Genomic DNA, 19,337 nt, shown 5'->3' on the forward strand with positions numbered 1-19,337 from the left:
CACATGAGGACGCCGCAGGAACGTCTCGGCTCATGGGAGACAGCCGGGACCGCCACCGCCGACAGCCACCCCTTCGACCCCGCGGTCCTTCGCGCGCAGCTGGCGCCGGGCGCACGGGTCCTGGACCACGGCTGCGGCCGCGGCGGGCGGGTAGCGGAGCTGGTGCGGCTGGGGTACGCGGCCGAGGGCGTGGACGGGGCGCGGACGCTGGTCGAGCGCGGGCGGCGGGAGCACCCCGGGCTGCGGCTCACGCACTGTCCCCGGCTGCCGCTGCCCTTCGAAGCGGGCCGCTACGCGGCGGCGCTGCTCTTCGGAGTGCTCACCGGCCTGCCGGAGGACGCGGAGCAGCGGGCGGTCCTCGGGGAGCTGGCACGCGTGGTGCGCCCCGGCGGGCTGCTTCATCTCAGCGACGTGCCGCTGCAGACCGATCCGCGCTCCCGGGCCCGGTACGCCGCGTACGAGGACGAGTTCGGGGCGTACGGGGTGTTCCGCACGGAGGACGGCGCGGTGGTCCGGCACCACGAGCCGGAGCAGCTGCGGCGGCTGCTGCGGATGCACGGCTTCGCCGTGGCCGAGGAGCGCACCGCCGTTGTCGGCGCGCTGCACGGTCATTCCGTACGGCGGGTGCAGCTCATCGCGCGCCGGGAGCCAGCGTGAGCAGCAGGCCGAGGTGCGTGGCGTCGGGGGCGGGGCGGCGGGTGTCGTCCGGCAGCCAGCCGTGCCGGGCGTAGAAGTCCCGCGCCCGGCGGTTGTGCCAGTACACCTGGAGACGGGCGGTGGCGTGGCCCGCGGTGCGCCAGGCGGTGACGCAGGCGTCGTGCAGCGCGGTGCCGACGCCGCTGCGCCAGTGGGCGGGGTCGACGTGCAGCTGGTGCAGCACGACGGCGTCCGGCCGCGCCCCCTCCTCGCGGCGGAAGGACGCGACACCCACGGTCGTACCGGAGCGTTCCGCGCACAGCACGGTGCCGTCCGGCCGCTCGACGGCCGTGGCCCATGCCTCGCGCCATCGGGCCTGCTCCGCCGGGTCGTCCAGGAGCGCGTCGGGCAGCCGCCCCCGGTAGTAGGACGCGCGGGCCCGGCCGTGCAGCGCGACGATCGCTTCCAGGTCCCCCGGCACGGCGGCCCGGACGGTGAGGTCCGGGCCGCTCGCGGCGTGGGGCACGGCCGTCACGCCTCGCGCACGCCGTCGACCCGGCGCGGCAGCCCCAGCGGGTTCTCCTCGCGCAGCTCGGGCGGCAGCAGCGCGGGCGGGGTGTCCTGGTAGGCCACCGGGCGCAGCCAGCGCTCGATGGCCGTGCCGCCCACGGAGGTGGAGGTGGACGTGGTCGCCGGGTACGGGCCGCCGTGGTGCTGGGCGGGGGCCACGGCGACGCCGGTGGGCCAGCCGTTGACCACGACACGGCCCGCGAGCGCGGTGACCTCGGCGAGCAGCTCGCCGCCCCGGCCCTCGCCCGCGCCCTCGGCGCCGGAGAGCTGCAGGGTGGCGGTGAGGTTGCCGGGCAGCCGGCCGAGGACGGCGGTCGCCTCGGCCTCGTCGGCGTACCGCGCGACGACGGTCACCGGGCCGAAGCACTCCTCCAGGAGCAGGTCGTGCGGGCCCTCGGCGGCCAGCCGGGCCGCGGGGAGGGTGAGGAAGCCGGCGGACACGGTGTGCTCGCCGCCCGCGCCGGGCGTCACCGGGGCCTCCACGTCGGGGAGGGCGGCGCGGCTCTGCACGCCCGCGACGAAGGCGTCCCGCATCCGGTGGTCCAGCAGCACGCCCGCCTCGGTGTCGCTGACCTTGGCGGTCAGCTCCTTGACGAGCCCGTCGCCGGCCGCGCCCTCGGGCACCAGCACCAGGCCGGGCTTGACGCAGAACTGCCCGACGCCCAGCGTCATCGCGCCGGCCAGGCCGGCGCCGATCTGCTCGGGGCGCTCCTCCGCGGCGTCCCGGGTGACCACGACGGGGTTGAGGCTGCCCAGCTCGCCGTGGAAGGGGATCGGCCGCGGACGGGCCGCCGCCGCGTCGTACAGCGCGCGGCCGCCGCGCACGGAGCCGGTGAAGCCGGCGGCGGAGACCAGCGGGTGGCGGACCAGCTCGACGCCCGCGTCGAAGCCGTGCACCAGGCCGACCACGGCCTCGGGCAGGCCGGACTCGGTGGCGGCGCGGCGCAGCAGGGCCGCGCACAGCTCGGAGGTGGCGGGGTGGTCGGGGTGGGCCTTGACGACGACCGGGCAGCCCGCGGCCAGGGCGCTGGCGGTGTCGCCGCCGGGCACCGAGAAGGCGAGCGGGAAGTTGGAGGCCGAGTAGACGGCGACCACACCGAGCGGGATCTTGTAGCGCCGCAGGTCGGGGCGGGGCGGGGCGAGCTGCGGGTCCGCGTGGTCGATGTGCACGTCCAGGAAGGCACCCTCGTCCACGATGTCCGCGAAGGCGCGCAACTGGTAGGTGGTGCGGGCCAGTTCACCGGTGAGCCGGCCGGGGCCGAGCGCGGTCTCCGCGTCGGCTGCCTCGATGACCGACTCGCCCGCCTGGTCCAGCAGGTCGGCAGCGCGGCGCAGGAAGGCGGCACGCACGGTCCGGTCGGCGAGGGAGCCGCGTGCCTCGTGCGCGGCGCGTACGGTCGCGTCCACTTCCTCGGCTGTGGCCTCGGCCGCAACCTCTTCGCGCTGCTTCCCGCTGCGGGGGTCGACGCTCCAGACTGGTGCTGCCACCGTGCATTCCTCCCGGGCCGAGTACTTGCTGCACACCGGGGCCTGTTCGATATACTGAACTCCGTCCCGGAGTGTGAACACCGGCGACTCTATGACTGTCCGAACTGAGGGGTCAAGGGCGATGGCGGCTGCCGAGACCGGGGGATCACAGGTCAAGTCCGCAGTGCGGACGGTCGAACTGCTGGAGTACTTCGCGGGCCGTCCCGGGATGCACAGCCTCGCCTCCGTCCAGGAGGCCGTGGGCTACCCCAAATCCAGCCTCTACATGCTGCTGCGCACGCTCGTCGACCTCGGCTGGGTGGAGACGGACGCCACCGGCACGCGGTACGGCATCGGGGTGCGCGCCCTGCTCGTCGGCACGTCCTACATCGACGGCGACGAGGTCGTGGCCGCCGCCCGGCCGACGCTGGACCGGCTCTCGGACGACACCACCGAGACCATCCACCTCGCCCGCCTGGACGGCACCAACGTCGTCTACCTGGCCACCCGTCAGTCGCAGCACTACCTCCGCCCGTTCACCCGGGTCGGCCGCCGGCTGCCCGCGCACTCCACGTCGCTGGGCAAGGCGCTGCTCGCGACCTACTCCGACGAGCAGGTCCGCAAGATGCTCCCCGAGACGCTGCCCCCGCTCACCGAGCACACCAACACCGACCGCGAGCGGCTGATCGAGGAGCTGCACACGGTGCGGGAGCAGGGGTACGCGGTCGACCGCGAGGAGAACACCCTCGGGCTGCGCTGCTTCGGCGTGGCGATCCCGTACCGCACGCCGGCCCGCGACGCCATCAGCTGCTCCGTGCCGGTCGCCCGGCTCACCCCCGCGCACGAGCAGATGATCAAGGACGCGCTCTTCGACGCGCGGGACCGCCTGACTCTGGCGACGCGGCGCCTCTAGGCGGCGACGGCGCGGCACCTTCGGTGCCCGGTGCCGCGGCACTTCCGGGGGCGGCGCGGCACTTCTGAGGGCGGCGGCGCGACGCCTTCGAAGACCCGTGCGCGGCACTTCAAGACGCCGACAGCGCAGCGCCTCCAGAGGCCGGTGACGTGGTGCCTTCGGACGTCAGCGGCGCGGCGCTTCCCGCGGCGGCTCGGCAGGTCCCCCGTCAGGTACGGGATCCGCTCAGCTCCGTGAGGGCCGTACGCACCACAGTCAGGTCCGCGTCCGAGGCCAGCCCCGCGTGGTACAGCCGCAGTTCGTCGGCGCCGGACGCGGCCGCGTGGGCGGCGTCGGCGGCGAGCGTCTCCGGACTGCCGCCCATCCCCCGCACCACGGTGAAGTTCGCCGCCCGTACGCCGCGCCCCTCGAACGGCGCCAGCGCGGCGGCCCGCCCCGCCGCGTCCCCCGTGCACGGCACGACCACGCCGTCCGCGTAGGAGAAGACCTGCCGGGGGGCGACACCCACGTTCGCGCCGCAGCGGTGCGGGGCCGGATCGGCGTGCAGCAGGACGCGGAAGTCCGGCCCGGCGGCGGCCCGTACGGCGGCCACGGCCGCGCGCCGCAGTTCCCCGGCGGCCCGGTTCCGCCAGTCGGCGACGGTGCGCGCGTACTCCTCCCCCAGCGCTTCGACGACCTCGGCCCACTCCCCCTCGCGATCCCCCGCCCCCGCGCCGCCGCTGCCCGCCCACACGGGCTCCAGGGCGCGCACCACGGCGCGCCGCAGCCCTTCGGGGTCGGCGCCGAGCGCCGCGTACCCGTTGCGGCACTCGCCGCAGAAGCACAGCGACATCAGGTACTGTGCCGCGCCGCTCAGGGGGGCGCCGCCGATCTTGTCGTGTGCGTGCAGGTGCGCGAGGCCGTACCAGCCGCACGACTCCAGTTCGGTGCCGCGGGTGTGCGGCCGCACGGCGGCCTCGGCGGCCAGCGTCACCAGGTACTCGTGCACCTCGGGACGGGCGATGCAGGGGGCCCAGGGGTAGGCGTCCCCGTAGGCGTTGCGGACGACGGACTCCGGGTGCTCGGCGCCCAGCCGGGAGTTGTGCGCGAGCACCACCCAGGAGTGCACCTCCAGGCCCGCGTCCGTGAGCGCGCGGGCGGCCTCCGTGTACGGGTCGGACTCCGGGAGCCAGTCCTGCGCATACGGGCGCAGCGCGCGGCCCGCCCAGCGCTCCGGGGCGGGCGGGTAGAGGACGGCGGAGTGCCGGGCGGTGACGACGCGGTGCCGGGGGTGGCGTGGGGTGAGGGCCCGGGTGGAGTGGTAGGCGGCGGCGAGGGTGACCTGCGCGACCCCGAGCCCGGCGATCCGGCGCGCGGCGGCCGGGTCCCCGACGACGTCCCAGGGGTAGAGGAAGGCGGCGGCGCGCATCGGGCTCCCTTCGAAGAACCACGTCCGCAGAAACGCATCCGTGGCCAGTGTCCATATGAGTGAACGCGATGACGCTAAGACAGCCCGTCCGGCGGGTCAAGAGCCGTTCCGCGTCCACCATCTTGACCGGGACACCACACTTCTTTACGTTGACCGCCATGACCGCACCCCGCACCGTTCTGCTGACCGGCGCCGCCGGCGGCCTCGGCACCCTGATGCGAGAACTGCTGCCCTCGTACGGCTACCGGCTGCGGCTCTTCGACCGGCTGCCCATCGAGGGCGAGCCGGACGCGATCGTCGCCGACCTCGCCGACCGGGACGCGCTGCGCAAGGCCGTGGAGGGCGTCGACGCGGTGATCCACCTGGCCGGCATCTCCCTGGAGTCGACGTTCGAGAAGATCCTCCAGGCCAACATCGAGGGCACGTACAACCTCTACGAAGCGGCCCGCGAGGCAGGCGTGCGGCGGATCGTCTTCGCCTCCTCCAACCACGCCGTGGGCTTCACCCCGCGCCCCGAGGACGGCTCCGGCGCCATCCCGCTCAACACCCCGCGCCGCCCCGACACCTTCTACGGACTGTCCAAGGGCTTCGGGGAGGACTTGGCCTCGCTCTACTGGGACCTGCACGGCATCGAGACCGTCTCCGTACGCATCGGCTCCTGCTTCCCGCGGCCCACGTCGGTGCGCATGCTGTCGATCTGGATGAGCCCCGCCGACTGCGCCCGGCTGCTGCACGCGGCGGTGACCGCGAAGGACGTCGGCCATACCGTCGTCTACGGCTCCTCCGCCAACACCCGGCTGTGGTGGGACCTGAGCAGCGCCCGCGCCCTCGGATACGAGCCGCAGGACGACTCCGAGGCGTACGCCGCCGAACTCCTCGCCGAGCAGGGCCCCCTGGACCCGGACAATCCCGAACACGCGCACCTCGGCGGCGCCTTCTGCACGGACCCGCCGATCTGGCCGTACTGAACACCGGCCGGCACGCGGCCGACGTGCACCGATGGTGGTATACGGCACGGAACTCCGGGCAGCCTCCTCGCGTCCTTGAAGACGTAACAACCCCTTGCAGGAACGAGGAACACCATCATGGGCATCGTCAGCTGGCTCGTACTGGGGCTGATCGCCGGCGTCATCGCCAAGATCCTGCTGCCCGGACGGGACCCGGGCGGCCTGGTCGGCACGACGCTGACCGGCATCGTGGGCTCGTTCGTCGGCGGCTGGCTCTCCACCAAGCTCCTCGACCGTCCGATACCGAAGGACTTCTTCGAGCCGTCCATGTGGATCGCCTCCATCGCGGGCGCCCTGGTCCTGCTGATCATCTACCGGCTGCTCTTCGGCAACTCCCGCGAACGGCACTGACGACGGGCGGCCGGAGCCCTTCCACAACGGCCGGCGGATGATCGAGCGGGCGGTCCGCACATGATCGAGCGGGTAATGGAACCGTAAAGCGGCGCCGGTCGTTACCCACAACATGACCGCTATGACTCCCGGCTCGAACCTCCCGCTCTCCGCAGCGCGGGTGGCGGTGGACGTCACCGCGCCCGTGCGGCTGGACGTCTCGGGCCTCCTGCTGACCGCCGACGGCAAGGTGCGCTCGGACGACGACTTCGTCTTCTACAACCAACCGAGCGGCCCCGGCGTGACCCACACCGCGGGCGGGGGCGGCAGCGGCGACACCATCACGGTGGACACCGCCGCCGTGCCGGCCGGCATCGAGAAGATCGTCGTCACGGCAAGCCTGGACGCGCCGGGCGCCACCTTCGCGGGCACGGAGCCGACGGCCACGGTCCGCAGCGCCGACGACGGCAGTGTGATCGCCACGTTCACCCCGCCCCAGCTGGGCTCCGAGACCGCCCTCGTGGTCGTCGAGGTCTACCGCCGCAACGGCGCCTGGAAGGTCCGCGCGGTCGGCCAGGGCTACGCCAACGGCCTGGCCGGCATCGCCACGGACTTCGGCGTCTCCGTCGAGGAGCCCGCAGCGGCCCCCGCGCAGCCGCAGCAGCCCGCCGCGCCGCCCGCGCCGCCGCAGCCGGGCGCGCCGGCCGCCGGCCAGTGGGGCCCGCCCACCGGCTCCCCGGCCCCGCTCGCCCCGCCGACCTCCGTCCCCGGCGCGCCGGGCTCCATGGGCACGCCCACGCCGCCGCCCGCGGCCCCGTCCGCCCCGGCCCCCGGCGCCGGGAAGATCAACCTCGACAAGGGCCGGGTCAGCCTCCAGAAGAACCAGACCGTGTCCCTGGTCAAGGGCGGCAAACCGCTGCTCTCCTCCGTCCGGATGGGCCTCGGCTGGGAGCCCGCCTTCCGCGGCAAGAGCGTCGACCTGGACGCCTCGGTCATCGCGTACGGCCCGGACCGCAAGAAGATCGACAACTGCTTCTTCGGCAAGCTCGCGATCCTCAACGGCGCGATCCAGCACTCCGGGGACAACCTCACCGGTGAGGGCGCGGGCGACGACGAGGCGATCACGGTCCACCTCGGCGGCCTCCCCCCGGAGGTCACCGGCCTGGTCTTCACGGTGAACAGCTTCTCCGGCCAGAAGTTCACCGACGTCGCCAAGGCCTACTGCCGCCTGCTGGACGCCCAGTCCGGCGAGGAACTGGTCCGCTTCGACCTGACCGGTTCGGAAAAGCGCACGGGCGTCCTGATGGCCAAGCTCATCCGCCAGTACAGCGGCGAATGGGAAATGACCGCCCTCGGCGACTACGTCGACTCCCGCACGGTCCGCGGCATGGTCAAGCCGGGCGCGCAGGCGCTGTAACGGACACGCCGGGGCGGCGGCCGTTCCCACCGCCCCGGCGCGGCCGCCTGTCGCTACGCCTCCACGCCGGGCAGCCGCTCCGCCCGGAGGTCGGCGACCAGGGCAGCGTCCTCGACCGCGCGGGCGAGGTACCAGACCGCCCTGCGCAGTTCCACCCCATAGGCCGCCGGGTCGTCGGCCAGCGCCCGCCCCCGAGAGGCATCGGCCCTGGCCATCCCCAGCATCTCGCCCTCCATGGCGTCCGCCAGGTCATTCACGAAGCCGTCTCCTGGCGGGACGTAGACCGCCCGCCCCTCTTCCGTCCACGGCAGTCGTCGTAGGGTCTCCATGTCTTCGCTCCCTTGAAGCGAGGGCCACGCCTCGGGGCCGGGTCCGATCCGGCCGCCGGGGCTCTTCCGTTCGGCGAGCTTACGCGGTTTCGCGGTTACGCGGTAGCTCGTTGCCGCGGCTCCGCGCACGCTATAGGTATGGACCTTGATCGCTCTGTTCCGGTGTGGCCGCAAGTGGCCGCTGACCTCCGCCGTCGCCTCGATGCCGGAGAATGGGCTCCCGGCGAACGGTTCCCCGGCACGGTCGCATTGGCTGCTGAGTACCGGATCACTCAGTCCACGGTCCAGAAGGCCATCGTCCAGCTTCGCAAGGAGGGCCGCCTCCACACGGTCCTGGGCGCCGGAAGCTACGTCACGGACTAGGCGACCGTCGCAGGCCCCCCGCCGTCGAGCCCCGCCACCCCCGCCAGCCGCCGGTACGAGTCCAGCTGCGCGGCGCGGTCGTGCGTGCTCGTGGTGACCAGGAGCTCGTCCGCGGCGGTGGCCGTGAAGAGTTCGCCGAGGGCCGTGCGGACCTCGGCCTCCGTGCCGTGCACATGGCCCCGTTGCGCTGCCTCGTACAGCTCCCGCTCCCGGGGCGTCATGGTCGCTTCCCGGGCGAGTACGTCCTCGGCCGGTTCCAGTGGTGGGAAGACGCCGCGCGTCCGGGAGTAGGCCATCGCCCAGGCCTCCGGGAGCAGCAGCCGGCGGGCTTCCTCCGTGGTGGCGGCCACCGCGACGGTCGCGGAGACGACGACGTACGGGCGCTCCCACAGCGTCGAGGGCCGGAAGCCCGTGCGGTAGCGGTCGATGGCGCGCAGCAGCGCGTCCCGGCCGCGGACGTCGCCGATCACCAGTGCCAGCCCGGCCTCCGCCGCGATCTCCGCGCCGGCGCCCGTGGCCAGCACGAAGGCGGGCACGGTCAGGCCCTCGGCGGGCCGTGCGTGCACCTGCGGGTGGGCGGTCTGGGTGCCGGTGAAATAGCCGGTCAGCTCGGCGAGCTGCGCGCCGAAGTCCTCGGTGGCGTCCTTCTCCGTCCCCAGCGCCCGCCGGATGCCGTCGGTGAAGCCGACCGAGCGGCCCAGGCCCATGTCGATGCGGCCGGGGAAGAGCGAGGCGAGCACGCCGAACTGCTCGGCGACGACCAGCGGCCGGTGGTTGGGCAGCATCACCCCGCCCGTGCCGACGCGGATGCGGTCGGTCGCGGCGGCGACGGCGGCGGCCAGCACGGTGGGCGCGGAGCCCGCCACGCCGGGCACGCTGTGGTGCTCCGACAGCCAGAAGCGGTGATAGCCGAGCCGCTCCGCCTCCCGGGCGAAGCGCACCGTTTCCTGGAGCGCTTCGGCCTCCGGCCGTCCCACTCTGGTGCGGGACCGGTCCAGGACCGAGAATCGTGGGGCCGAAGTCGTCGAGTTCACCCTCTGTACAACGTTTCCCGCCGCTCAGGATTCCGGACGTACGGCAGGCCGCCGGGCGTCCCCGCATCCGTCGCCCGCCGCCCGCCGCCCGCCCGCCGCGAGGAGCCCGATGTCCGCCGTCCAGCCGCCCCCGTCCGACTCCCCCACGCCCGGCACCGGCCCCGCATCCGGCCCCGTCCCCGGCCCCGTCGACGAGATCTACGGGGAGTTCGACCTCAGCACCGTCCCCGCGTTCGCCGGCGGGTTCATCAACTTCGGCTACTGGGCGGACGCGCCGTCCGGCGGTCCGCTGAGCGAGGCCGACCGGATCGCCACGGAGCAGGCGCTGTACCGGCTGGTGCTGCGCGAGTTCGGCCGTACCGAGGGGCGGGACGCCGCCGAGGTCGGCTGCGGGCTCGGCCTCGGCTCGGCCCTCGCGCTGGAGGAGTACCGCTTCGGCTCGGTCGTCGGCCTGGACGTCCACCCCGACCAGGTCGAACGGGCCCGGCGGCGGAACGCCGACGTGCGGGCCGCACACCCGGACCGGCTGGACTACCGGCGCGGCGCGGCCCAGCGGATGCCGCTGCCGGACGCCTCGGTGGACTGCCTGTTCTCGGTCGAGGCGGCCCAGCACTTCCCCGACGTGCCGGGCTTCGCGCGCGAGGCCGCGCGAGTGCTGCGCGCGGGCGGCCGGCTGGCGCTGACGACGTTCTTCGCCACCGGCCAGGAGGCCGCCCGCGCGCTGCCCGGACTGCTGCCCACCTACGCCGACGGCCTCGACCTCGCCCACGTGGCGGACGAGGTGGCCGCCGCGCTGGCGGCGGCCGGGCTGTCGGACGTGCGGATCCGGGCGATCGGGGAATCGGTGTGGGCCGCGTACGACCGGTACCTCGATCAGGTGCCCGAGCTGCGCGACCTGTGGCCGCGCCGGTTCCTGACCGCGTACGAGAAGGGGCTGCTGGACTACTACGTGCTCACCGCGGACCGGCCGGGCTCCCCCTGAAACCGGCCGGGCCCGGCGGCGCGCCGGCGTCCCCTCAGCCCTGCCGCCGCCAGGGGCCGGTGATCGCGAGCAGGATGCCCGGCTCCTGGATGTTGGCGAACAGGGTCTTGCCGTCGGGCGAGAAGACCGGCCCGGTGAACTCGCTGTACTCCGGCTCCTCGGCGGTGCCGATGTTCAGCTCGTTGCGCGCGACCGGGTAGGTGCGGCCGTCCTCGGTGGCGCCGAAGAGGTGCTGCACGCCCTCGCCGTCCTCGGCGATGATCAGCCCGCCGTAGGGCGAGACGCTGATGTTGTCCGGGCCGTCGAAGGCGCCGTCCTTGTCCGGGTCGGGGTTGACGCCGAAGCGGACCTTCAGGGTCAGCGTGCGGCGGGCCGGGTGGTAGAACCACACCTGCCCGTCGTGCTGCACCGGACTCTCCTCGCGGGCGTAGGAGGAGACGACGTACACGCCACCGTCCGCCCACCACATGCCCTCCAGCTTGCGGGCGCGGGTGACCTCGCCGTCCTTGAACTGCTTGCGTACCGAGGTGGAGCGGGCGTCCCGGTCGGGGACCTCGACCCAGTCCACGCCGTAGACCGTGCCGGGCTTCGTGGCCCGCGAGAGGTCGTCGACGAAGCGGCCGCCGGAGTCGAAGCACTTGAAGGCGGTGAGCACGCCGGCGTCGTCGGCAAGGGTGCGCAGCCGGCCGCGCCCGTGCCGGAAGCCCTGCGGCGGGGTCCAGCGGTAGAACAGGCCGTTCGGGCCCGAGGCGTCCTCGGTGAGGTAGAGGTGGCCGCGCTTGGGGTCGACGACGACGGCTTCGTGGGCGTACCGGCCGAGCGCCTTGACCGGCTTCGGGTCGCGGGCGGCCCGCTCGTCGTGCGGGTCGACCTCGAACACGTAGCCGTGGTCCTTGGTCATGCCGTTGCTGCCGGCCTTGTCCTCGGTCTCCTCGCAGGTCAGCCAGGTGCCCCAGGGGGTGCTGCCGCCGGCGCAGTTGGTGGAGGTACCGGCGATGCCGACCCGCTCACCGACGGGCTCGCCGTCCTTGGAGATCTCCACGACGGTGCAGCCGCCGGCCGCCGCCGGGTCGTAGACCAGGCCCTCGGCGAGCGGGACCGGGTGCGGCCACTTGCCGCGCGCGCCGCCCAGCTCGTGGTTGTTGACGATCAGCGTCGTGCCGCGCGGGCCTTCGAAGGTGGCGGTGCCGTCGTGGTTCGAGGGCGTGGGCTCACCGCTCTCCAGCTTGGTGACCCCGGTACGGGTGAGCACCCGGTAGCCGAAGCCGGCGGGCAGCGCGAGGACGCCCTTCGGGTCGTCGATCAGCGGGCCGTAGCCGAGGTGCGTACCGGCCTGCCCGGCGGGGGTGTGCCGGGCCTCCTCCCCGACGGCGCCGGGCGCGGTGGCGAGCACGCCCACGCTTCCGGTCAGCGCCACTCCGGCGCCGGTGGCGGCGGAGCGCTTGGCGAAGTCTCTTCGGCTGAGCGACATGGTCTTCTCCTGGACGGCCGGTTCCGGACCCCTGCGATTGCCGCACACGTTCCCGTGCGCCCCCGAATTCCAGTTGAACGCGACACGACGTCCAGGAACCGATTCACCCGGCCGTGGCACGGGAGCGGCCCGCCGCCCGTACACGTGCGCGTACGGGCGACGGGCCGCTCCCGCCGACGGGCGTCGGCCACTCCTGTCCGGCCGGCGGTCGCTCCCGGGCCGGCCGTCCTTCATTGAGCAGCCCGGTCAACCGTCCTTCATGGAGCGGCCCGGTCAGCCGTCCTTCTTGGAGCGGGCCTTGAAGGCCGCCTTGCGGGCCTCCTTCGCCGCCTTCTTGTCCGGGTGGAGCCGGCCCATGGCCTCCAGGACGTCGGCGGTCGCCGGGTGGTCCACCCGCCAGACCGCGTCGAAGAAGCCCGCGTGCTGGCCGACCAGTCCCTCGATCAGGTCCCGCAGCTCGGCCGTGTCCTCGTCGGCGGTGCCCAGCTGCGCCGCGAGGGTGTCCACGGTGAGCCAGAAGATCATGTCCTGGGACGGCTCGGGGATGCCGGGCGCGCCGTGCTCGGCCAGCCACACCCGGGCCAGGCCGCCCAGCTGCCGGTCGTCGAGCACCTCGCGCAGCGCGGGCTCGGCCTCCGCGCTGACCAGCGACAGCGTCTGCTGGCAGGCGAGCCGGCGCTGCGGCGCCCGCTCGTCGTCGCCGCGCGCGGCGGACAGCAGGTCGCGCGCCGCGGAGAGGGCGTCGCGGGCCGCGAGCCACTGCTCGGACTCGGCCTGCGCGAGGTTCTCCGGGTAGCCGGGCAGAGCGGCGAGCAGCACGTCGGCGCCCTTGTCGGCGAGGTCACCGACGGCGGGCGCCTCGACGCCCGCGTCCAGCATCCGCGCCCGGACCGCGTACATGCCGAGCGGGGTGAGGCGGACCATGCCGTACCGGCTGACGTCCTCCTCCTCCAGCGGCTCGGCGGACCGGACGGTCTCGCCCTCCTCGTCCAGCTCCTCGATGAGCGCCTCGTCCACCGGCTGGTACGCGACCAGCCCGATCGGCTCCAGGACCCGGAACTGGTCGTCCAGGCGCATCATCGCCTCGGAGACCTCTTCGAGGATGTCGTCGGTGGGCTCGTCCATGTCGGCCGGGACGATCATGGAGGCGGCGAGGGCCGGCAGCGGGACGCTCTGCTCGGGGTCCTCGGCCAGCGCGCAGAGCATGTAGAGGTTGCCGAGGATGCCGTCCAGCAGCTCGGCCTCGTCCTCCGGATTCCAGTCGATGGAGTCCAGGTCCAGCTCGCCGCCCTCGGCGATCTGCTCGACGAGGTCGCCGAGGTCCGGCGCGGCGGCGTCGGCCAGCACGGTCTCCATGCCGCCGAGCCAGATCGCCAGCACGTCCTGCGGGCTGCCGCCGGTCAGCAGGCGCAGCTCCTCGCCGGGCGCCGCGGTGCCGGCCGGTGCACCGTCGGGCAGGTCCTCGTCCTCGCCGGCCTGCTCCTCGATCTCGACCAGGCCGGTGTCCACGGCCAGCTGCCAGGCCTCGGCGGCGTAGCCGGTGCCGTCCTCGTCGACGGCCAGGCCGAGGTGGGCCGCGGCCTCGGCGAGCTGCTCTTCGAGGAGGTCACCGCCGACGCCGACCGGTACCTCGCGCTCGGCCCAGCGGGCGAGCTTCGCCGCCCGGGCGAAGAGGGGCGCGCTCAGCGCGTCCCTGGCCAGCTCCGCTTCGGGGTGCAGCCGCACCGGGGGAAGGGTGGGGCGCTCGTCGGACATCTACGGTTCAGCTCCTCGGGCGGACTACTGCTGGTGCGCCGCCCAGCGTAGACGGAATCGTGACCTTCCCGGGCGGTTCACCGGCCCTTCCGCCGCGGTCCATCGGACGAGCCTTGACAACTTCCGTGCGCACACAAGAGATTGACGCGCGTAGCGGACCGTCCTCCGATACGTCGTTCCTCCCTCGTTTCCCCACGCTCCCGGAGGCCACCATGCCGTCCCGCCATACGCTCCGCAGGCCGCTCACGCTCACCGCGGCGGCCGCCGCCGCCCTCGCCGCAGGGCTGCTCGCGGTCCCGCAGTCCGCATCGGCCGCCGACGCCAGGATCCGCGACATCCAGGGCACCACCCGGATATCCCCGCTGGCCGGGAAGCAGGTCACGGGCGTGCCGGGCGTGGTCACCGCCGTACGGTCCTTCGGCTCCGCGCGCGGTTTCTGGCTTCAGGACCCGCGCCCGGACCGCGATGCCGCCACCAGCGAGGCGATCTTCGTCTTCACCGGCAAGGAGACCCCGGACGTCGCCGTGGGCGACGCGCTGGAGGTGGCCGGCACGGTCAGCGAGTACTACCCCGGCGGCAAGGACGCGGGGCTCCAGTCCGTCACCGAGATCACTGGCGCGAAGTGGACGGTGACCTCGGCGAAGAATCGTCTCCCCGCGGCGTTCCGGCTGACCCCTTCGTCCGTGCCGAATCGATACGCCCCGGACCACGGCGGCAAGGACATCGAGCCGCTGAAGCTGCGGCCCGGCTCCTACGCGCTGGACCGCTACGAGTCGCTGGAGGGCATGCGGGTCGCCGTCTCCGACGCGCCGGTCGTCGGCCCCACCACGTCGTACAACGAGCTGTGGGTGACCGCCGAGCCCAAGCACCAGCGCACCGCACGCGGCGGCACGCTCTACAGCTCCTACGCCGATCCGAACGCGGGCCGGCTGAAGGTCACCTCGCTGATCCCGTTCGCCGAGCGGCCCTTCCCCGTCGCGGACGTCGGTGACGCGCTGACCGGCACCACCGCCGGGCCGCTGGACTACGACAACTTCGGCGGCTACACGATCGAGGCCACGGATCTCGGCGCGCTCGCCGACCGCGGGCCGCGTCACGAGACCACCCGCAAGCAGTCCGCCGATGAGCTGTCGGTCGCCACCTACAACGTCGAGAACCTCTCGCCGAAGACCGCGCAGACCAAGTTCGACCGGCTGGCCGAGGCGCTGGTCGAGAACCTCGCCTCGCCCGACGTCGTCGCCCTGGAGGAGGTCCAGGACGACAACGGGGCGACGAACGACGGGGTGGTGTCTGCGGGCGCCACGCTCAAGAAGCTCACCGACGCCATCGCGAAGGCGGGCGGCCCGGCGTACAAGTGGGCGCAGATCGACCCGGCCGACGACCAGGACGGCGGCCAGCCGGGCGGCAACATCCGCGTCGCCTTCCTCTACAACCCCGACCGGGTCTCGTTCACCAGCACGCCCGGCGGCGACGCGACGACCCCGGTGAAGGTCGAGAAGAAGGACGGCCGCGCCGCCCTCTCCGCCTCCCCCGGCCGCATCGACCCGGGCAACGCGGCGTGGAAGGACAGCCGCAAGCCGCTCGCCGGCCAGTTCTCCTTCCGTGGCAAGCCGGTCTTCGTGGTCGCCAACCACTTCAACTCCAAGGGCGGCGACCAGGGCCTGGACAGCCGCTTCCAGCCGCCGGCCCGTACCTCCGAGACCCAGCGCACCGCGCAGGCCGAGGCCGTGCACGGCTTTGTGACGGACGTCCTCGCCGCCGACCCGAAGGCGGCCGTGATCGTCGCGGGCGACCTGAACGACTACCAGTTCTCCCCGGCGCTCAAGAAGCTCACCGCGGGCGGCGTCCTCACCGACCAGGTGAACCGGCTCCCGAAGGCCGAGCGCTACGGCTACGTCTACAACGGCAACTCCCAGGCCCTGGACCACATGCTCACCAGCCCGGCCCTGACCCGCGCCGACTACGACATCGTCCACCTCAACGCCGAGTTCGCCGACCAGGCCAGCGACCACGACCCGCAGGTGCTGCGCGTCAGGCCGTGAACCCTGGGCGGGCGTGGCACGGGCCCCGTGCCACGCCTCACCCTTCCTCCAGGGCCGCCCGCACGGCGTCGACGACACCCGAGTGCGCGGCGGGGGCGACCCTCCGCGCCCGCGCTATCGGCACCGGGGCATGTGCGGCGAGCCGGTCCAGCACCCGTACGTAGTTCTTGTCAGCGGTCAGGAAGACGTCGCAGTCCGGCAGGTAGGCGCTGCGCTGGGCGTCGTAGGGGTTGCCCGGCCCGATGCGCATGTCCGCCTGGGCGATGTCGGCGGCCCAGCGCAGCCAGTTGCGCGGCATCCGGGAAGCCTCCGCCTCGTACAGCCAGAACGCGGTGAAATCGGCGGGGTCCGCACAGGCGGCGCGCAGATCGACGCGCGCGCCGACCCAGTCCGCGAGTGTGCTGTCCTCCTGGGCGACGACCTCGGCGGACTCCAGGTCGGCCTCGCTGGTCAGCCGTCGGCGCGGCCCGCCGAGCAGCGCGCGCAGGATCGGGTCGCGCTTGTCGGGCTTCGGCAGCCTGAGCACTTCGAGCAGCACGCTCGGCGGCACCACGACGGTCGCTCCGCGCGAGCGGACGAACGCGTCGAACTCCGCGGCCGCTCCCTGGTCCCGCAGGTAGGACCACACGTTGGTGTCCAGCATGATGCGCATCGTGCCCGCCCCCGGGCGCTACGGCGTCACTTCGTGGTGTACGGATTGCCGTCCACCGGCGCGTGCTGCCCGGGGTCCGCGGGGTACGGGGGCGCGGGCGCGGCCCCGTCGTCCGGTGCGTCGTCGGCCGCCGACACCAGATCCCGTACCAGCAGCGTCGCGCCCGCGACCGCGCCCGGCATCAGGACGACGGCGATGAACGGGACGAGGAAGAGCAGGACGAGCGGGGTGCCGAAGCCGACGGCGAGCGCCTTGCGGCCGCGCAGCAGGCGCATCCGCTCCCGTACGGGGACGCCGCGGCGCTGCAGGGCGACGGAGGTCAGCTCGACGGTGAGGAAGAAGCCGGAGACGCAGAAGCCGATGGCCGGGATCACGGTCTGGCCGATGACCGGCACGAAGCCGAGGACGAAGAAGAGCAGTCCGAAACCGGCGGCGCGCAGCAGGACGTACACACTGTCCTTGACCGCGATCCACACCTCCCGCCACAGCGACAGGTCCGGGCCCTCCGGGCACTCCCCCTCGGACTCCTCCACCTTCTCCGAGAGCGACTCGTAGAACGGGTCGCCGATCACCAGCGTGACGGCGGTGAAGGTGAGGACGGACAGCAGCAGGCCGCCCGCGACGAGCAGCGCGACGAACAGCCCCCGCAGCAGCCCCTGCCAGGGCGAGCCCCAACCGTCGGCGAACGGCGTCGCCCAGGCCGCGATGTCGTCCGCCCAGAAGAAGAAGACGGTCAGCGCGACCGCGTACAGCACGAGGGCGACGAGCGCGGGCAGCAGCCCGAACCCCCACCACCGGCCGTGCCGCGCGACCCAGCGCTGCCCCTTGCCCCAGTAACCCAGCCCCGCCACAAGATCACGCATACGGTCACCCTATCGGGGCAGCGCGGCACGTCCCAGCCGTACGCGGACGGCCCGTGCGCCCGGACGGAATCCGGGGCGCACGGGCCGTTCCGCGGTGCCGTGGACGTGCGGCTCAGTTGTGGTGCAGCACGTCGTTCAGGCCGCCCCACTCCGCGTTGTTCGGGCGGGCCTCCACCACGCCGGTGGTGGAGTTGCGGCGGAAGAGGATGTTGTCGGCGCCGGACAGCTCGGCGGCCTTGACGATCTGCCCGTCGGGCATCGTCACGCGGGTACCGGCGGTGATGTAGAGACCCGCCTCGACCACGCACTCGTTGCCCAGCGCGATGCCGACACCGGCCTCGGCGCCGACCAGGCTGCGCTCGCCGATGCGGATGCGCTCCTTGCCGCCGCCGGAGAGGGTGCCCATGGTGGACGCGCCGCCGCCGATGTCGGAGCCGTCGCCGACCACGACGCCCTGGCTGATGCGGCCCTCGACCATGGAGTTGCCGAGCGTGCCGGCGTTGAAGTTGACGAAGCCCTCGTGCATGACGGTGGTGCCGGCCGCGAGGTGCGCGCCCAGGCGGACCCGGTCGGCGTCGGCGATGCGGACGCCGGACGGGGCGACGTAGTCGGTCATCCGCGGGAACTTGTCGACGCCGAAGACGGCGAGGTGCAGGCCCTCGGCGCGGGCGTTCAGCCGCACGGTCTCCAGCCTGTCCACGGCCACCGGGCCGAGCGAGGTCCACGCGACGTTCGCCATCAGGCCGAAGATGCCGTCGAGGTTCTGGCCGTTCGGCCGGACCAGGCGGTGGCTGAGCAGGTGCAGGCGCAGGTAGACGTCGTGCGCGTCCAGCGGCTTGTCGTCCAGGGAGGAGATGACCGTGCGGACGGCCACGATCTCCACGCCGCGGCGGGCGTCGGCGCCGAGCGCCTTGGGCGCGGCGTCGCCGAGGAGCTCGGCGGCGCGCTCGGCGGTCAGCCGCTCGGTGCCGGCCGGGCCGGGCTCGGCGACGACCTCGGGCGCCGGGAACCAGGTGTCCAGGACGGTGCCGTCGGTGGTGACGGTGGCGAGTCCGGCGGCGACGGCGCCGGTGGTACGGGAGGAGGCTGCTGCTTCGGTCATGCGGAAAACCTAACCGGCGCGCCCCCGGCCTGGCGAACCGGTCTCAGCCGTCAGACGTGCGAGGACGCTCCACGGGCAGCTCGCCGGTCACCCGGGCCACTTCGGCGCGGACCGCCTCCCGGTCGAACGGCCGGCCGGTGAGCAGCAGCTGCAGGAGCATGCCGTCGATCAGAGCGCTGAGCGTGCGCGCCGTACCGGGGTCGGTGTACCGGCCGAGCACGTCCAGCGTGCTGTCCAGCCACTCGGCGGCCACCGGGCTCAGCGCGGGCCGCCGCAGCGCCGCCAGGTAGAGCTCGTACTCCATCCGCACGCGGCCGTGCCGCTCGTCGTCCATGTACGCCCGGAGCAGGTCGGCGATGCGGTCCGCGAGCGGCGCGTCCCGGTCCAGGTACTCCGTCCAGCCCTCGACCGTGGTGCCCGCTTCGCCGCAGACCTGCCGCAGCGCGGCCACCAGCAGGTCGTCCAGGGACGCGAAGTGGTACGTGGTCGAGCCCAGCGGCACGTCCGCCGCGCGGGCCACCACGCGGTGGGTGAGGGCCCCGATGCCCTGCTCCTCGGCCACCCGGATCGCCGCGTCGATGATCCGCTGCCGCCGCTCGGGGTCGTAGCGCCGGGGCATCAGTGCGCCGCCCCGCCGAGGTTCAGCATGACCACGCCGCCGATGATCAGGGCGATGCCGATCAGCCGTGCCGCGTTGGCCGCCTCCCCGAGGAACAGCATCCCGATGGCGGCGATCACGGCGGTCCCGGCCCCGGACCAGATCGCGTACGTGGTGCCCACGCTCATCGTCTTCAGCGTCTGCGCGAGCAGCACGAAGGCGATGAGGTACCCCACCGCGGTGCCGAGCGAGGGCCACAGCTTCGTGAACCCCTCGCTGTACTTCATCGCGGTGGTGGCGAGCACCTCCACCAGTATCGCCGCGCCGAGCGTCACATAGGCCATACGTACAAGCGTACACAACGATGCGTACGACCGTACACAAAGAGGTGTCCGCAC

The 19,337-nt window shown here is 73.6% G+C and carries 20 protein-coding genes; 8 read left to right on the forward strand and 12 right to left on the reverse strand.

The window, feature by feature from the left end; all coding sequences use genetic code 11:
• Positions 1-3: 3 nt before the first annotated feature.
• On the forward strand, positions 4-657 hold the full coding sequence (locus ACZ6WH_RS09705; protein ID WP_469727315.1) for a class I SAM-dependent methyltransferase: 654 nt from the start codon (positions 4-6) through the stop codon (positions 655-657).
• Here the strand turns inward: ACZ6WH_RS09705 and ACZ6WH_RS09710 are convergent.
• The gene (locus tag ACZ6WH_RS09710; RefSeq protein WP_469727316.1) at positions 632-1,162 is read right to left on the reverse strand and encodes a GNAT family N-acetyltransferase; all 531 of its coding nucleotides are present in this window, start codon (positions 1,160-1,162) and stop codon (positions 632-634) included. The two genes, ACZ6WH_RS09705 and ACZ6WH_RS09710, sit on opposite strands and share 26 nt — an antisense overlap.
• Before the next feature lie 5 nt (positions 1,163-1,167).
• On the reverse strand, positions 1,168-2,694 hold the full coding sequence (locus ACZ6WH_RS09715) for an aldehyde dehydrogenase (NADP(+)) (RefSeq protein WP_432852710.1): 1,527 nt from the start codon (positions 2,692-2,694) through the stop codon (positions 1,168-1,170).
• Positions 2,695-2,815: 121 nt separating this feature from the next.
• Here ACZ6WH_RS09715 and ACZ6WH_RS09720 point away from each other — a divergent pair, with 121 nt between their 5' ends.
• Positions 2,816-3,586, forward strand: coding sequence for an IclR family transcriptional regulator (locus ACZ6WH_RS09720; protein WP_432852713.1), 771 nt, complete (start codon positions 2,816-2,818; stop codon positions 3,584-3,586).
• 208 nt (positions 3,587-3,794) lie between these two features.
• Here ACZ6WH_RS09720 and ACZ6WH_RS09725 read toward each other — a convergent pair whose 3' ends face one another.
• Entirely contained in the window at positions 3,795-4,994 is a 1,200-nt protein-coding gene (locus ACZ6WH_RS09725) for a hypothetical protein (RefSeq protein WP_469727319.1), read from the reverse strand.
• Positions 4,995-5,152: 158 nt separating this feature from the next.
• Here ACZ6WH_RS09725 and ACZ6WH_RS09730 point away from each other — a divergent pair, with 158 nt between their 5' ends.
• From ACZ6WH_RS09730 to ACZ6WH_RS09740, 3 genes are all read left to right on the forward strand, one after another.
• Complete coding sequence (locus ACZ6WH_RS09730; RefSeq protein ID WP_469727321.1) at positions 5,153-5,962, forward strand: NAD-dependent epimerase/dehydratase family protein; 810 nt, start codon at positions 5,153-5,155, stop codon at positions 5,960-5,962.
• A 117-nt stretch (positions 5,963-6,079) separates the two neighbouring features.
• Positions 6,080-6,352, forward strand: coding sequence for a GlsB/YeaQ/YmgE family stress response membrane protein (locus ACZ6WH_RS09735; protein ID WP_361560175.1), 273 nt, complete (start codon positions 6,080-6,082; stop codon positions 6,350-6,352).
• A 121-nt stretch (positions 6,353-6,473) separates the two neighbouring features.
• On the forward strand, positions 6,474-7,748 hold the full coding sequence (locus ACZ6WH_RS09740; RefSeq protein WP_469727323.1) for a TerD family protein: 1,275 nt from the start codon (positions 6,474-6,476) through the stop codon (positions 7,746-7,748).
• 53 nt (positions 7,749-7,801) lie between these two features.
• Here ACZ6WH_RS09740 and ACZ6WH_RS09745 read toward each other — a convergent pair whose 3' ends face one another.
• Positions 7,802-8,077, reverse strand: coding sequence for a hypothetical protein (locus tag ACZ6WH_RS09745; protein ID WP_469727324.1), 276 nt, complete (start codon positions 8,075-8,077; stop codon positions 7,802-7,804).
• A gap of 138 nt (positions 8,078-8,215) precedes the next feature.
• Between ACZ6WH_RS09745 and ACZ6WH_RS09750 the strand changes: the two genes are divergently transcribed.
• Positions 8,216-8,440 (forward strand): GntR family transcriptional regulator, encoded by a 225-nt coding sequence (locus ACZ6WH_RS09750; RefSeq protein WP_432852729.1) that lies wholly within the window; start codon positions 8,216-8,218, stop codon positions 8,438-8,440.
• Here ACZ6WH_RS09750 and ACZ6WH_RS09755 read toward each other — a convergent pair.
• Entirely contained in the window at positions 8,437-9,474 is a 1,038-nt protein-coding gene (locus ACZ6WH_RS09755) for an MsnO8 family LLM class oxidoreductase (RefSeq protein WP_469727325.1), read from the reverse strand. The genes ACZ6WH_RS09750 and ACZ6WH_RS09755 overlap by 4 nt on opposite strands.
• 109 nt (positions 9,475-9,583) lie before the next feature.
• Between ACZ6WH_RS09755 and ACZ6WH_RS09760 the strand changes: the two genes are divergently transcribed.
• On the forward strand, positions 9,584-10,456 hold the full coding sequence (locus ACZ6WH_RS09760; RefSeq protein WP_469727326.1) for a class I SAM-dependent methyltransferase: 873 nt from the start codon (positions 9,584-9,586) through the stop codon (positions 10,454-10,456).
• Between the two features lie 34 nt (positions 10,457-10,490).
• Here ACZ6WH_RS09760 and ACZ6WH_RS09765 read toward each other — a convergent pair whose 3' ends face one another.
• The gene (locus ACZ6WH_RS09765) at positions 10,491-11,927 is read right to left on the reverse strand and encodes an alkaline phosphatase PhoX (RefSeq protein WP_469727328.1); all 1,437 of its coding nucleotides are present in this window, start codon (positions 11,925-11,927) and stop codon (positions 10,491-10,493) included.
• A 273-nt stretch (positions 11,928-12,200) separates the two neighbouring features.
• Entirely contained in the window at positions 12,201-13,682 is a 1,482-nt protein-coding gene (locus ACZ6WH_RS09770) for a hypothetical protein (protein ID WP_469727329.1), read from the reverse strand.
• 212 nt (positions 13,683-13,894) lie between these two features.
• Between ACZ6WH_RS09770 and ACZ6WH_RS09775 the strand changes: the two genes are divergently transcribed.
• Positions 13,895-15,724, forward strand: a complete 1,830-nt coding sequence (locus ACZ6WH_RS09775) for an endonuclease/exonuclease/phosphatase family protein (RefSeq protein ID WP_469727330.1) — start codon at positions 13,895-13,897, stop codon at positions 15,722-15,724.
• A gap of 37 nt (positions 15,725-15,761) precedes the next feature.
• Here ACZ6WH_RS09775 and ACZ6WH_RS09780 read toward each other — a convergent pair whose 3' ends face one another.
• From ACZ6WH_RS09780 to ACZ6WH_RS09800, 5 genes are all read right to left on the reverse strand, one after another.
• A complete protein-coding gene (locus ACZ6WH_RS09780; RefSeq protein WP_469727331.1) occupies positions 15,762-16,367 on the reverse strand; it encodes a type II toxin-antitoxin system VapC family toxin in 606 nt (201 codons plus the stop codon).
• Between the two features lie 35 nt (positions 16,368-16,402).
• Positions 16,403-17,239: an EI24 domain-containing protein gene (locus ACZ6WH_RS09785; RefSeq protein ID WP_469727333.1), complete on the reverse strand. Its 837-nt coding sequence runs from the start codon at positions 17,237-17,239 to the stop codon at positions 16,403-16,405.
• 112 nt (positions 17,240-17,351) lie between these two features.
• Positions 17,352-18,341, reverse strand: coding sequence for a 2,3,4,5-tetrahydropyridine-2,6-dicarboxylate N-succinyltransferase (gene dapD, locus ACZ6WH_RS09790; RefSeq protein ID WP_469727334.1), 990 nt, complete (start codon positions 18,339-18,341; stop codon positions 17,352-17,354).
• A gap of 43 nt (positions 18,342-18,384) precedes the next feature.
• A complete protein-coding gene (locus tag ACZ6WH_RS09795) occupies positions 18,385-18,960 on the reverse strand; it encodes a TetR/AcrR family transcriptional regulator (RefSeq protein WP_432852753.1) in 576 nt (191 codons plus the stop codon).
• Positions 18,960-19,283, reverse strand: coding sequence for a DMT family transporter (locus ACZ6WH_RS09800; protein WP_432852756.1), 324 nt, complete (start codon positions 19,281-19,283; stop codon positions 18,960-18,962). The genes ACZ6WH_RS09795 and ACZ6WH_RS09800 overlap by 1 nt, the downstream gene beginning before the upstream one ends.
• Positions 19,284-19,337: the final 54 nt, after the last annotated feature.

Source organism: Streptomyces sp. NPDC050806 (assembly GCF_055586425.1).